The organism is Winogradskyella sp. (assembly GCF_028289625.1).
Classification (GTDB): domain Bacteria; phylum Bacteroidota; class Bacteroidia; order Flavobacteriales; family Flavobacteriaceae; genus Winogradskyella.
Map to the genome: position 1 here is coordinate 15702 of NZ_JANQOM010000022.1, position 12550 is coordinate 28251.

The following is a 12550-nucleotide window of genomic DNA, read 5'->3' on the forward strand; positions in this document are numbered from 1 at the left end:
AGTTAAAATGACAAGGTCATTCACTTTATCGGGATTCTAAAATTTGTTTCAAATCGTGCAAGCCTTCTTCAAAATCTTTGCCAACGGTTTTATCCATGTTAAAAAACAAAAAGAAAATATTTGAAGGTGGTTTATTTACCCCAGAAAAGCCCCAAACCACTTCAGTAGAATTAGCATCAATTTCGCGAGTAGTTATATACGCATCAGATTGGGACTTCCAAGGTTTATAAAAATGCAACTGACTATTTATGGACTCATTTTCGGTAATTGAAACGATTTCCTGCTCACCAGTACCAACTTCTTTATTGCCTTCCCATTTGGCAATAAAACCTACTTCACCATCAGTACCAACATGTTCTTGTTTCATATTGGGATCTTTCTTTTTCCAAGGAGACCACTCGTCTTGATTTTTAATATGTTTTAAATAATTAAAAACCTCAGTAATTGGTTTATCTATGGTAATACTTCTACTTACATTGTAAGATTTTGGTGCTACTAATGCCAGAAATACAATTATGGCAATAATACCAAGGACGACATAAAGTGCAATCATCATAATTTTTTGATTTAATTAGTTATTACTTAAAAGTACAAAAAATTAGTGTTGGGATTGATAACGTTCTACGATGGCATCGTAATTTTTTATGGTTTTCTTTATCCAGTCGAATTGCTTTTCAATGAGTTCATCTTCGGTCAATCGCCAATCAATGCTCGATTTGCGCATTTTTGAAGTCACGTGTTGTAGAATAATGGCTGCTGAAACCGATATATTGAGACTTTCGGTAAATCCAAACATGGGAATCCTTATAAAACTATCCGCCTCGTCTAAAACTTGTTGCGATAAGCCTTCTGTTTCTCTTCCAAAGAAAAAACAAGACTTGGTCGAAATATCAAAATCGACTAAATCATACCCATCGATATGTGGACTTGTCGCGACAATTTGGTAACCTTTAGATTTTAGATTAGCTATACAAGATTTTGTTGTGTGGTAACGATTTAAATCTACCCACTTCTGGGCACCCATGGCAATCTCCCTGTCAATGCGCTTAGAATTAATTTCCTCAACGATGTTAACTTCTTGAATACCAAATATATCACAAGAGCGTATAACAGCACTGGTGTTATGTAATTGGTACACATCTTCAGTTGCAACAGTAAAGTGCTTGGTGCGTTGGGCCAATACCTTCCTAAAACGTTCTCTGCGATTTTCGGTAAGGTAGGTTTCTAAATACTCAAGTAATTTTAAATCTGGCATATACCAAAAATACGGAATGTCATTACGAGGAACAAAGTGACGACGTAATCTTTCTAATTGAAACTTATATTAAAAGATTGTTATATGATTCGTATTTCATTTCACACGATGACACAAAATTGATTATTTTTAAGTTATGAAGAAACATATTGTCGTTTTAACAGGAGCAGGCATGAGTGCCGAGAGTGGCGTAAAAACCTTTAGGGATCATGATGGCTTGTGGGAAGGCCATGATGTGATGAAAGTAGCATCACCAGAAGGGTTTCGGCAAAACCCTGAGCTAGTGCTAGATTTTTACAATCAAAGACGCAGACAACTTAAAGAGGTTGAGCCTAACCAAGCACATAAGGATTTGGCCACTTTAGAAGAAAATTACAAAGTGACTATTGTCACCCAAAATGTTGATGATTTACACGAGCGTGCCGGTAGTAGTGATGTTGTTCACCTACATGGAGAACTAAAAAAAGTACGTAGTACTGGCAATCCAAATGATATTAAAACTTGGACTGAAGATATAAATCTAGGTGATACTTGTGAAAAAGGTCACCAATTGCGTCCTCATATCGTTTGGTTTGGTGAAGATGTACCAATGATAGAAATAGCTATAAAAATTTGTTACGCTGCTGATATCCTATTAATTATTGGTACTAGCATGCAAGTATACCCTGCAGCAAGCTTAATTAATTATGTACAACCAGATACTCTTATTTATTATGTAGATCCTAAACCTGCTGTAGTTCGTAATGCAAACATTAATGTCATTGCAAAAACAGCTACAGCAGGCATGAGGGATATCCTCAATCTATTATAAGGAATTTACATTTTTGTGAAGATTATTGTAAAATCTTCATCCATGATGACTACATCATCATTCACCGCGTCATAAAACTCAACTTCAAATCCATCCTCTATGGTCAGCGTTATGGTATTCCCAGAAATTGTTCCAACCAAATCATCATCATTAAAATCATTAACGACTGTTATGGTATTGCCATTTTGAGTCCATGTTGAAGATAGACCAAAACCATTTTGACATTCTACATCATGCTCATTATCGTCATCGATAAAGATATAAGCGAGATCAACATCTATTTCAACCTCCCCATTTTCAAAGAATTCAATACTATTGCCATTGTAACAAGACGTTTCCTGAAACATATCGCGAGATGCATTACCATCGCCATCAAAATCAAAAGATGATTCTATTAACAATGACGTTACGAGCCACTGTCCTTCCGGAGTCAGGGTGACGTTGCCATCGTCATCAGATGAACAAGATGCTAATACAAGGAATAGAACTAAAATAATTAATGATTGAATTTTAACTTTCATAATAGTGTAGATTTTTTATTATACACTATAATATCGGAGCTCTATAGAAATGTCATCAAAAAAATTAAAATTCTAAAAAAATAATCACAATGCTAATCATCACTACTCAGCTTAAAGAACTCGTTAACAGGTTTATTGAACACCTTAGATAATTTTAAGGCCAAAACCGTTGATGGCACATAACGATTGGCTTCGATAGAATTTATAGTTTGGCGAGAGACACCTATTTTTTTAGCTAAATCATCTTGGGTGAGGCTCAAAATTGCACGTTCAACTTTAATCGTATTTTCCACTACCTATAACGCTTTAAAACTTCAAAAAACAAAATCTGTAACAAGAGCATAAATGATAATATTTGAAAATAGCTAAAGTTATCTGTGATGACATACCCCTTGAAAATATAAAAAAAGAAGGCATTAATAACAGGCTGTATTAAGGCATATAACACTGCCAGAATAAAAGCCAAAGTAAAAGACTTAGCTCTAAGTGAAACAATCATTTCGTCCTCTATCTTGTCTTTTGACAGTGATACTATAAGTAAGCTTATGAGAAGCGCTCTTTGTAACGCAAAATCAGACCATAGACTATCAGTTCTTGTAAGCTTTAAACCCAAAAGCATTAAAATCAGTATAACACAAATAATAATACCACCGAGTTTCCATTTATGTGGCAATTGAAATTGCGCCCAACGCTCTAACCTATTACGTTCGCATTCATTTATCTTTTTAAAATTCATGACAAATATATTTTATATTAAGTAAAATTATTTTTACTATATGACAAATATATTTTACATTTTTGAATTTTACAAATATTTAACCAATAAATAAAGACCTTTGTGATAAACCTAACTGACTAATTCTTATTTTCATACTTTATTAACCAGCTATCCACGTCACAAAAATTTAAATAATGACTTCTTTTAATCATTTAGCATCGTATATCATAATTCTAATTGGTTTCCTTGTGTTTCCTGTTAACGCTCAACATCAACATGAACATATCGGCTTACATCACTGGGAGATTCCTAGTAGAGATCCAGATAGAATAATATTAACCTTTCATGGTGATCCAGCAACAAGTAGAGCCATAACATGGAGAACTAATACAAAAATTTCGAAAGCTTTTGCCCAAATTGCAGAAGCGACAGAGAATTCGGGATTTGCGGATAATGCCATAACCAAAGATGCAACGACGGAACAGTTTGATTTGGGTTTATACAAAGTCAATGCCTCGCTTCTTGTAAATTACCATAGTGTTATATTTGACGGGCTTAAACCCAATACTTTGTACGCCTATCGCGTCGGTGACGGAGGTGAATATTGGTCTGAGTGGATACAGTTTCGCACTGCAAAGACGACGTATGCACCAACACAGTTTGTATACTTTGGTGATGCGCAGAACGATGTTTTAAATCATTGGTCTCGAGTGATTCGTATGGCTTATCAAACAGCACCAGATGCATCATTTGTAATTCATGCAGGTGATTTGATTAATGATGCTCACACAGATCATGAATGGGCTGAATGGTATAAAGCAGGTGGTTTTATACATAGTCAATGGACAGCCATACCTGTCGTGGGTAATCATGAATTTAGGCCATTGAAGAAAGGGGAACCAAGGGAGCTTTCCATCCAATGGAGACCACAATTTACGTTGCCAGTTGAAAAGGGCTTGGATTCAAAACTACATGAAACTGTATACACCGTAGATTATCAGGATATTCGAATTATCGTCCTCAACTCAAATGATGAACTCGAAATACAGACGAATTACATTGAGGAACAACTAAAGAATTGTACCGCCAAATGGAAAATCATTACTTGTCATCATTCCGTATTCTCGCCTGCTAAGGGAAGGGACTTTCAGTTTGCTCGCGAAAACTGGAAACCGCTTCTTGATAAATATAATGTGGATCTAGTGCTTAATGGGCATGATCATACATATGCAAGAGGTCATGTTCCAATTAGAACGACTGGCACTGACAATACTGACAATCTAGGGACCATATATGTAACTTCAGTAAGTGGCCCAAAGCAGTACCAATTGGATGAGGAACAAATGAAAGCCTATTCCGCACAAGGCTACCAATTGGATAAAGCTGCTGAACAAACGCAGTTCTTTCAGGTTATTACTGTTGAAAATGATACACTAACCTACGTTGCGTATACGACTTTAGGTGAAGAATATGATCGTGTTGTTATCACGAAAAATTTCAGTACTGGGGAGAAACAACTATCGGAAACTGGAAAATAAGTTCGATGATACACTTAAATAGATAGGCAAGTTATTTTTTAGATTTTCATTATTTACTAATTCTTCTCCTCTATCCATTTGCTCAAATATTTAGTACTCTGTAAGGTGTGATGCTGCAACATAGTCCCAATAAAATTGTCCTCACGATGATTTTTTATGTTTCCTTTTAGCGTTTCAATTTGATTAGAAAAATTAATCTCAAAATTAGTTTTGTTAAATCGCTGATTTAAGACATTAAAGCCCTCCTCTTGCTGGTTTTCCCAAACTATCGAATCGGTATAAAGTTGAACTGCGTTTTGAGCAAACACTTCGGCATTATCTGTAATAAAACCATTGGATTGTAAATCCCCAAACATGCCTTCTGCTGCCATGGTAGACATAACACAAGGAGTTCCATCCTGCATAGCATCGATGAGTTTACCCTTGAGTCCTGCGCCAAAACGTAAGGGTGCCAAGCACACTCTTGCGTTTTGCATCACTTCACTTACATCGTCGGCAAAACCTTTAATTAAAAAACCTTCCTTTTCATTGTGCAATTGGCTGACTTTTTGGGATTCGTATGCTCCATAAATATGTAGCTCAATTTTTGGTAATTGTTGTCGTATCAAAGGCCAAAGAGTACGCTTTAGATATAGTACGGCATCATAATTTGGTGGATGTAAAAAATTACCAATCGTAACAAAATGTTGGCGATTATTAAATGTTGGTAATTGGTTTATCACATCATCCGAAATAGGTTCCAGCAGAAATGGTAAATAATAGAGTAAGTTTTGATCAATCTTAAACTGTTGCGTCAGAATATCTATTTCGGCTTCAGAAATCATCAAACTTAAATCCGAACGATAGATACTCGCAATTTCACGCTTGGTGGTATCATTTTGCAAATGGTTTATGGAAACCTCAACACCTTCCTTTAAAGCCAATTCCCTAGCCTTTCTCAAACCATGGAAATCTTCCGTATCTAAAATGCGTAGCGCTTCAGGACATTGTTCAGTCACACGCCAGCCATATTGTTCTTCGGTCATAAAACGATCGAACAACACTACATCTGGTTTTAAATCTGAGATGAAATCATCGAACGAACTATCGTTTAAAAGAATATTCTGAGTGGTTATACCCAGCTGCAATAAATCATAGGTATTGATAGAAGTTTTTGCAGCAGAAACGAATGTAATCGAATACCCTTGGTTTTGAAATTGTTCAATCAACTGCAACATGCGACTACCAGCTGCTGAACTTGTGGGTTCCGGCCAAACAAAACCAATGATTAAAAGTGTTTTACTCACTCAGCATCTTTTTGAAAGGCATATTTAATACGAGCCGTTTTTACCCAAGCTTCAACCGCTTCTATTTGTTTGTCTGTTAGCTTAGCGTCTCCGTGGGTCCAGGTATAGCTTGTCAATGGCATATGCCGCTCCTCCACTTCTTCGGCCAATTCTTCTAGTTTGTGATCTTTCTTCTTATCCGAATACTCTGACCATTTGGAGACGTTAAAATCACCCTTTCCGTGTCTTATATGATCTGCTAACCAATAATTGACGGGAGTGATATTGTTATACCATGGATAACGTGTATGATCACTATGACAATCAAAGCACGCATTTTTTAATATTAATTTTACATCTTCGGGCGGATTGGTATCTTCGAGAAATACATTAACCGAGGCGATATCGCCTTCGTTTTTTTCTGGTCCAAAAAATTGAGCAATAATAAATGCTAATAATAGTACGAGACCAAGTTTTTTAAGCAGTTTTTTTATCATGACTTTTTGGTTAATTTAGAATCGTTAAAATAAGAAACCTTTTGACAAAAGACCAACTTTATAAGGAGTTAAATTATGTTAATCACTCTCGAGAGAAACGATTATACTATGCTAATCTTGTTATAGAAAATCCTGAATTGGTTAAACCCCTTCTACAAATTCTTTTTGAAGTTGATGATAAAATATCATGCCGAGCCGCTTGGGTATTCGAGTTTATGTGTGGTGAACAACTCGAAGCTATTATTCCCCATCTCGATATCTTTACCCAAAATGTATCTAAGGTACATCTCGATTCTGCAGTACGACCTGTGGCCAAGGTTTGCGAATATCTAATCAAAGCGTATTATTCTAAAAAGGATAACCTGATTAAGGTAGCACTTACTGAGGCACATAAAGAAAAAATCGTAGAAGCTTGTTTTGATTGGATGATTAATGATGAGAAAATTGCTCCCAAAGCTTATTCAATGAATTCCTTATACCTACTGGGAAATGAATACGATTGGATTCACCCTGAGCTCAGCATGATTCTAGAACGCGATTTTCAAATGCAAAGTTCTGGTTTTAAGGCTAGGGCGAAGCATATCCTAAAAAAAATAAACAAGTGATAAAACGTGAAAGATTTCAACTGGAAACACATTAACTTATTTTATTTGATCTTTATTATTCTCATTGCAGTTGTAAATTGGATATGGAAAAGTGCTGATCCAAATACTATTGAAATGTTCTATGCTGATTTGACAATGTTGATAGTACCTCCTATAATAGTGACGCTGATGATTTTGACTTATAAGTCAAATAAAAGACTAACATTTGGAGAAAAAATAATAGTTTTAATGGGATTCTTATTTGTTGGTTATATAGCAATCGTAACTATAAATATTTTCAATTTTTTTGAGAGAACAATTACAAGTGAAGATATCTTAGAGGGAGCTAAAAGGTCCGCTATTTATTGCACAATGTTGTTTTTTGTCTGCCTACCGATTGTCAGATTGATCAAATCTCGATTAATTCAAGAGAAATAATTTAACGTTCATAAACAAACAAAAACTTCTTGCTTCGTTCTTCGTGCTTCAAGCTAACTTTGCTATCTTTGATGCTTCAAAATTTCAGAGCAAATGGCACTTTCAGCACTCAGCGCAATCTCACCAATAGATGGTAGATACAGATCTAAAGTAGAAGCTTTAGGCAATTTTTTTTCTGAAGAAGCACTGATTAAATATCGTGTTTTAGTAGAGGTTGAATACTTTATTGCGCTTTGTAAATTGCCACTACCTCAGTTAGAGTCCGTTTCGCACTCTGTTTTCGAGGATTTAAGAACAATCTATGAGGATTTCACACCTGTTGATGCCTCAGCTATTAAGGAGATTGAAAAGGTTACTAATCATGATGTAAAGGCTGTAGAATACTTTATAAAGGAAAAGTTCGATGCTTTAGATTTAGCAAACTATAAGGAATTTATCCATTTCGGATTGACTTCGCAGGACATCAACAATACTGCGATTCCACTAAGTATCAAAGACGCCATGAACGATGTTTATGTGCCTGAGTATTTAAAATTACTCAATAAAGTTGAGGAGTTATCAAAAGAATGGGAAGCCATACCCATGTTAGCCAGAACTCACGGTCAGCCAGCATCACCTACAAGACTTGGCAAGGAAATCGAGGTTTTTGCAGTAAGACTCAAAGAACAGTTTAACCTCTTAAATGACATCCCTAGCGCAGCAAAATTTGGTGGAGCTACAGGAAACTTCAATGCGCATAAAGTGGCCTATCCAAATATAGATTGGAAAGCCTTCGGAACAGCATTCGTACAAGAGAAATTAGGCTTACAGCATTCTTTCCCAACGACACAAATTGAGCATTACGATCATATGGCAGCTTTATTTGATGCCTTAAAGCGCATTAATACCATCATCATAGATTTAGATAGGGATATCTGGACCTATGTTTCAATGGATTACTTTAAACAGAAAATAAAAAAGGGGGAAGTTGGTAGTTCTGCCATGCCACACAAAGTCAACCCCATCGATTTTGAGAACAGTGAAGGTAATTTAGGTATGGCTAATGCCATTTTTGAACATCTAGCGGCCAAGTTACCTATTTCTAGATTACAGCGCGATCTAACCGACAGTACGGTATTGCGCAATGTTGGCGTTCCTTTTAGCCATACAATTATCGGTTTTAAATCTACACTAAAAGGTTTAGGTAAATTATTATTGAACGAAGCAAAATTTGAACAGGATTTAGAACAAAATTGGGCCGTAGTTGCTGAAGCTATACAAACGATACTAAGACGCGAAGGCTATCCTAATCCTTATGAAGCCTTAAAAGGACTGACCAGAACCAATGAAGCTATCACTAAAACGTCTATTTCAAATTTTATTGATACTTTAGAAGTCTCAGATACCATTAAGTCTGAGTTAAAAGCTATTTCACCAAGCAATTATACTGGTATATGAAATTGTTTCCTATAAATCAAAATTCCTTACCCCTAATGACTGTGAGCATTATAGGTATTGGTTTCTTTATCGCTGGGCTTTTGAACGTTTTGGATTATTTTATTATTAAAGCACTATTATTTGGAAGTTTTGGGGTTATAGCCATAATAGCGTTTTGGCATGCTTTTAAAAATTACGCTAAAAAAAATCGTCCTGAAGAAGAACTTCAAGACGATTCGCATTAACATTTAAATAATCTATTTATTTAAAAAAGTCTTTAAATCCATTAAGATTACTATCGTCAAAGTTCATGTCTTTTAAAACGGATTGCAAAGACATTAATTTTCCTGCATTCATATCATCTCCTAGAACTCTAGCTACCACAAAACCTCTGTCATTGGCATTTCCGAATAAAATAAGCTCATCAATATTTTCAACATCGCCTATGAACTTAATGGAAAACCGTCCATCAACGCTATTTCCTCCACGCATTAATTCCTGATATTTTGGATCTTTTAGAATGACCTTAACTTTATCTAATTCTGCCTTGTACTCTTCGTGATTATCTTCATTTAGAGTAAACGCCAAAAAGTTCAGTTTATCGATGGATTCGTATGCTTCATTTTGTTCTTCAGTAAGTTCTAATTCTTCTAGATTAAAAACACTTACAGGTATGTCGCCAGAAATAAAGTCTGCCTCTAATTCATTATCCACAAAATAGGTTTGTAAAGTAGGACCTTGGTTGCAACTCATTAAAGTTGCAACCAAAACGCCAATTACTGATAATTTTTTGATTGATTGTGTCATTCTGTTGTGCTATTAGTTTTTCTTGTCCCCAGCTTTTTTCAACTGATCGCCACCAGGAATATCCATTTGCTTAGTGATTTTAGACACTTGTCTTAAATCAATATCGCCTGTTAAGGTCAGTAAAACAGTTTCTATTTCACGCTTTTTTCCATTAATCTCAATGTCGCCATCCATAACTTCTTTCAATCCGCTGACGAACATTAAAAGCTCCTTAACGTGGTTTTCGTCTTTACCTTCTTTTACATAAAACTTTACCGTTTGGTTACCATCCTTAATTCGCATTAATTCCTCTAAATCAGATGATTTTAGATATTTACTCACGGTAGCTTTCATCTCTGCCGATATTTTTTCATCTCCTGTAGTAAAAACTTTAAGTCCAGTAATTTTCTTTACCATATCCATGTATTGCTGAGCTTCTGGGTCGTCCATATCTACATCGATACTAGCAATCATACTGAACATTTTTTGATTAACGATAACCGAAGCAACTTCTGGCATATCCTCATATTTATCAAAGATACTCTGAGCTCCCGATACCATTGGTGCTACAATAAGCGCGATTATTACAATTACTTTTTTCATGATTCTCTAATTTTTGCGTGTTTGTGTGTTTGTTACTTCTTTTTAAAAATTCTGTTTGTTGTTTTTGAAAATTCACTTAACCGACTTGCTTCTTCGATGCCTTGATTTAAGTTATCAGAGACCATAGCTAGCGAATTAAGTTGTTGCTTGCCTTTATTCATTCCCAGAGAGACCAAGTTAAAAGCTTCCATGGTTTGCTCATAAGCTAGTTGTTCTTCAGGAGTAAGATCACTAAAAGATTTACTACCTCCCCAATTAGGAATAATTATACCAAGCATTAGAACGGCAACGGCTGCGACAGAAATCCATTGGTACAATTTTGTTCTCTTAGGTTTTAATGGAACGTCTTTGGTATACTGTTCTTGTTGTGATAACGAAAAGTACTGAAACAAGGGTTTGTAGTGCTCTAAATGAGGGGCTACATTATCGCCTTCAAAATAGGCTCTTAGCTGTGCTTCTTCTTTAAGCGATGTCTCAGCATTGTTGTACTTTTCTATTAATTTTTCTATACTATTTAATACCATAACGATGTGTATTAGTCAATTTTTCCCTTATTGTTTTTCGTGCTCTCGATAAGTTAACACGTATGGCCGTTTCATTCATGTCTAGCATCTTGGCTATTTCGGCATAATCGTATTGTTCTATATCTCTCAATTGCACTATTATTTTTTGTTGCTCGGGTAGTTCTTCCATAATTTTAGATACCCAACCCATGCTATCCTTAGCTTCTACCTGCTTCTGCAATGACGCATTACTGTCCGTATAATTACTGTGAACAATTTTAAGATTTTGTGCCTGTTTTGATTTTAATCTATCCAAACAAAAATTCTTTGTCATCGTCATAGAAAAAGCTTCTACATTTTTATAGTCGCTAATCTTGTCTTTATTTTTCCACAATTTCAACAGTATTTCTTGTGTCGCATCCTCAGCTTCTTCGCGAGAAACCAACAAACGTTTGGCTAAACGAAATACTTTATCCTTAAATGGCATTACTAAGCTTACAAAATCTGCCTGCTTCATTACTAATTTGATTGGTGGTCCCTTCGACACTTCGACTGCGCTCAGCTCAGGCAAGCTCAGGGTAAAAAAGCGGTTTTTATTCGCTTTCATAGTTACGACGATACACCTTACAATTTGTTACAAAGTTTTTTTATTTATAATAATGTAAGTAAATTTAGAGTTTTACAGACATAAGTAAAAAGATTGTTATTTATTAAGAAAATTAAAACTATGAAAAAGATTAAAGTTCTATTAATAGCTAGTATCCTTACTTTACCTTTAATAGGTTGCTTTGAGGATTTAGATGATAACTTAATTGCTGTATCAGACATTCAGGACTTTGTATGGAAAGGCATGAATGCGGTATATTTGTATAAGTCTGAAATACCTAATTTAGCTGATAATCGGTTTTCTTCAAATGAAGAATATTCCAATTATTTAAATAGCTTTGACACACCTGAAGCCTTATTTGAGTCCCTAAAATATCTACCTAATTCTGTAGACCGATTCAGTAGAATTTTTGATAATTATTTTGATTTGCAAAATTCACAGCAAGGGATAAGTTTTAGCAACGGCCTTGAGTTTAATTTGTATAGAATTACCGAAGGAAGCAGTGAGGTTTTTGGTGCTATTACTCTAGTGCTTAATAATAGTGTAGCAGATAATTTAGGATTAGAGAGAGGTATGATTTTTAGAGCTGTTGATGGGACCAATCTAACCGAATCCAATTTTTCAAGCCTTCTTTCACAAGATACTTATACCTTAAACTTTGCGGATTATGACAATAATGGTACAGCTGATATAAACGACGATACCATTACGCTTAATGGTAATAGCGAAACATTGACTGAAGCACAATATACTGAAAACCCAGTGCATATTGCACAAACCATAACCTTACAAGACAATACCAAAGTGGGCTATTTAATGTATAACAGTTTTAATAGCAACTTTAATGGGGCGCTCAATGACGCTTTTGCTGGTTTTTTAGCAGAGGGTATAGATGAATTGGTACTAGATTTAAGATATAATGGTGGTGGCTCGGTACAAACCGCAGCTTACTTGGGCAGTATGGTTACAGGGCAATATACAGGCCAGGTGTATTCTAAACTCTTTTAC

At 35.3% G+C, this 12550-nt stretch carries 18 protein-coding genes; 7 read left to right on the top strand and 11 right to left on the bottom strand.

The window, feature by feature from the left end:
- Positions 1-25 precede the first annotated feature (25 nt).
- Together Q0992_RS05060 and Q0992_RS05065 are read right to left on the bottom strand one after the other, a co-directional pair.
- The gene (locus tag Q0992_RS05060; RefSeq protein WP_367277943.1) at positions 26-556 is read right to left on the bottom strand and encodes an SRPBCC family protein; all 531 of its coding nucleotides are present in this window, start codon (positions 554-556) and stop codon (positions 26-28) included.
- Between the two features lie 42 nt (positions 557-598).
- Positions 599-1255: an RNA methyltransferase gene (locus tag Q0992_RS05065; RefSeq protein WP_299521254.1), complete on the bottom strand. Its 657-nt coding sequence runs from the start codon at positions 1253-1255 to the stop codon at positions 599-601.
- Positions 1256-1391: 136 nt separating this feature from the next.
- Here Q0992_RS05065 and Q0992_RS05070 point away from each other — a divergent pair, with 136 nt between their 5' ends.
- Positions 1392-2066 (top strand): Sir2 family NAD-dependent protein deacetylase, encoded by a 675-nt coding sequence (locus Q0992_RS05070; protein WP_299521255.1) that lies wholly within the window; start codon positions 1392-1394, stop codon positions 2064-2066.
- A gap of 5 nt (positions 2067-2071) precedes the next feature.
- On the opposite strand, the gene Q0992_RS05075 is transcribed toward Q0992_RS05070, so the two are convergent.
- The 3 genes from Q0992_RS05075 to Q0992_RS05085 all read right to left on the bottom strand — a co-directional run bounded on the left by Q0992_RS05075 (position 2072) and on the right by Q0992_RS05085 (position 3323).
- On the bottom strand, positions 2072-2587 hold the full coding sequence (locus Q0992_RS05075; protein WP_299521256.1) for a hypothetical protein: 516 nt from the start codon (positions 2585-2587) through the stop codon (positions 2072-2074).
- Positions 2588-2679: 92 nt separating this feature from the next.
- Complete coding sequence (locus Q0992_RS05080) at positions 2680-2880, bottom strand: helix-turn-helix transcriptional regulator (RefSeq protein WP_299521257.1); 201 nt, start codon at positions 2878-2880, stop codon at positions 2680-2682.
- Positions 2880-3323 (bottom strand): hypothetical protein, encoded by a 444-nt coding sequence (locus Q0992_RS05085; RefSeq protein WP_299521258.1) that lies wholly within the window; start codon positions 3321-3323, stop codon positions 2880-2882. The genes Q0992_RS05080 and Q0992_RS05085 overlap by 1 nt, the downstream gene beginning before the upstream one ends.
- A 176-nt stretch (positions 3324-3499) precedes the next feature.
- Here Q0992_RS05085 and Q0992_RS05090 point away from each other — a divergent pair, with 176 nt between their 5' ends.
- On the top strand, positions 3500-4843 hold the full coding sequence (locus tag Q0992_RS05090) for a fibronectin type III domain-containing protein (RefSeq protein ID WP_299521259.1): 1344 nt from the start codon (positions 3500-3502) through the stop codon (positions 4841-4843).
- 56 nt (positions 4844-4899) lie between these two features.
- Here Q0992_RS05090 and Q0992_RS05095 read toward each other — a convergent pair whose 3' ends face one another.
- Positions 4900-6129: a glycosyltransferase family 4 protein gene (locus tag Q0992_RS05095; protein WP_299521260.1), complete on the bottom strand. Its 1230-nt coding sequence runs from the start codon at positions 6127-6129 to the stop codon at positions 4900-4902.
- Positions 6126-6605 (bottom strand): heme-binding domain-containing protein, encoded by a 480-nt coding sequence (locus Q0992_RS05100; RefSeq protein WP_299521261.1) that lies wholly within the window; start codon positions 6603-6605, stop codon positions 6126-6128. Before Q0992_RS05100 ends, Q0992_RS05095 begins: the two co-directional genes overlap by 4 nt.
- A gap of 41 nt (positions 6606-6646) precedes the next feature.
- Between Q0992_RS05100 and Q0992_RS05105 the strand changes: the two genes are divergently transcribed.
- The 4 genes from Q0992_RS05105 to Q0992_RS05120 all read left to right on the top strand — a co-directional run bounded on the left by Q0992_RS05105 (position 6647) and on the right by Q0992_RS05120 (position 9288).
- Positions 6647-7210, top strand: coding sequence for an adenylosuccinate lyase (locus Q0992_RS05105; protein ID WP_299521262.1), 564 nt, complete (start codon positions 6647-6649; stop codon positions 7208-7210).
- Positions 7211-7216: 6 nt separating this feature from the next.
- Positions 7217-7627, top strand: a complete 411-nt coding sequence (locus Q0992_RS05110; protein WP_299521263.1) for a hypothetical protein — start codon at positions 7217-7219, stop codon at positions 7625-7627.
- A 93-nt stretch (positions 7628-7720) separates the two neighbouring features.
- Positions 7721-9064 carry an adenylosuccinate lyase gene (gene purB, locus Q0992_RS05115; protein WP_299521264.1) on the top strand — a complete coding sequence of 448 codons (1344 nt, stop codon included), beginning with the start codon at positions 7721-7723 and terminating at the stop codon, positions 9062-9064.
- Positions 9065-9099: 35 nt separating this feature from the next.
- Complete coding sequence (locus Q0992_RS05120) at positions 9100-9288, top strand: hypothetical protein (RefSeq protein ID WP_299521265.1); 189 nt, start codon at positions 9100-9102, stop codon at positions 9286-9288.
- Between the two features lie 16 nt (positions 9289-9304).
- On the opposite strand, the gene Q0992_RS05125 is transcribed toward Q0992_RS05120, so the two are convergent.
- From Q0992_RS05125 to Q0992_RS05140, 4 genes are read right to left on the bottom strand one after another with little or no spacing between them, the layout of a single operon-like run.
- Positions 9305-9850 carry a DUF4252 domain-containing protein gene (locus Q0992_RS05125; RefSeq protein ID WP_299521266.1) on the bottom strand — a complete coding sequence of 182 codons (546 nt, stop codon included), beginning with the start codon at positions 9848-9850 and terminating at the stop codon, positions 9305-9307.
- A gap of 12 nt (positions 9851-9862) precedes the next feature.
- Complete coding sequence (locus Q0992_RS05130; protein ID WP_299521267.1) at positions 9863-10432, bottom strand: DUF4252 domain-containing protein; 570 nt, start codon at positions 10430-10432, stop codon at positions 9863-9865.
- Between the two features lie 32 nt (positions 10433-10464).
- The gene (locus tag Q0992_RS05135) at positions 10465-10956 is read right to left on the bottom strand and encodes a hypothetical protein (protein ID WP_299521268.1); all 492 of its coding nucleotides are present in this window, start codon (positions 10954-10956) and stop codon (positions 10465-10467) included.
- Positions 10943-11452, bottom strand: a complete 510-nt coding sequence (locus Q0992_RS05140; RefSeq protein WP_299521272.1) for a sigma-70 family RNA polymerase sigma factor — start codon at positions 11450-11452, stop codon at positions 10943-10945. The genes Q0992_RS05135 and Q0992_RS05140 overlap by 14 nt, the downstream gene beginning before the upstream one ends.
- Before the next feature lie 210 nt (positions 11453-11662).
- On the opposite strand from Q0992_RS05140, the gene Q0992_RS05145 reads away from it, so the two are divergent.
- A partial coding sequence (locus Q0992_RS05145; RefSeq protein WP_299521269.1) for a S41 family peptidase occupies positions 11663-12550 on the top strand: 888 nt, incomplete at its 3' end.

What these genes read in the sequence shown, in the direction of transcription:
- Q0992_RS05065 (WP_299521254.1), bottom strand. Translation starts at nt 1,255, where the DNA reads ATGCCAGATTTAAAATTACTTGAGTATTTAGAAACCTACCTTACCGAA.
- Q0992_RS05135 (WP_299521268.1), bottom strand. Translation starts at nt 10,956, where the DNA reads ATGGTATTAAATAGTATAGAAAAATTAATAGAAAAGTACAACAATGCT.
- Q0992_RS05120 (WP_299521265.1), top strand. Translation starts at nt 9,100, where the DNA reads ATGACTGTGAGCATTATAGGTATTGGTTTCTTTATCGCTGGGCTTTTG.
- Q0992_RS05125 (WP_299521266.1), bottom strand. Translation starts at nt 9,850, where the DNA reads ATGACACAATCAATCAAAAAATTATCAGTAATTGGCGTTTTGGTTGCA.
- Q0992_RS05140 (WP_299521272.1), bottom strand. Translation starts at nt 11,452, where the DNA reads ATGAAGCAGGCAGATTTTGTAAGCTTAGTAATGCCATTTAAGGATAAA.
- Q0992_RS05100 (WP_299521261.1), bottom strand. Translation starts at nt 6,605, where the DNA reads ATGATAAAAAAACTGCTTAAAAAACTTGGTCTCGTACTATTATTAGCA.
- Q0992_RS05060 (WP_367277943.1), bottom strand. Translation starts at nt 556, where the DNA reads ATGATGATTGCACTTTATGTCGTCCTTGGTATTATTGCCATAATTGTA.
- Q0992_RS05130 (WP_299521267.1), bottom strand. Translation starts at nt 10,432, where the DNA reads ATGAAAAAAGTAATTGTAATAATCGCGCTTATTGTAGCACCAATGGTA.
- Q0992_RS05090 (WP_299521259.1), top strand. Translation starts at nt 3,500, where the DNA reads ATGACTTCTTTTAATCATTTAGCATCGTATATCATAATTCTAATTGGT.
- purB (WP_299521264.1), top strand. Translation starts at nt 7,721, where the DNA reads ATGGCACTTTCAGCACTCAGCGCAATCTCACCAATAGATGGTAGATAC.
- Q0992_RS05070 (WP_299521255.1), top strand. Translation starts at nt 1,392, where the DNA reads ATGAAGAAACATATTGTCGTTTTAACAGGAGCAGGCATGAGTGCCGAG.
- Q0992_RS05085 (WP_299521258.1), bottom strand. Translation starts at nt 3,323, where the DNA reads ATGAATTTTAAAAAGATAAATGAATGCGAACGTAATAGGTTAGAGCGT.
- Q0992_RS05075 (WP_299521256.1), bottom strand. Translation starts at nt 2,587, where the DNA reads ATGAAAGTTAAAATTCAATCATTAATTATTTTAGTTCTATTCCTTGTA.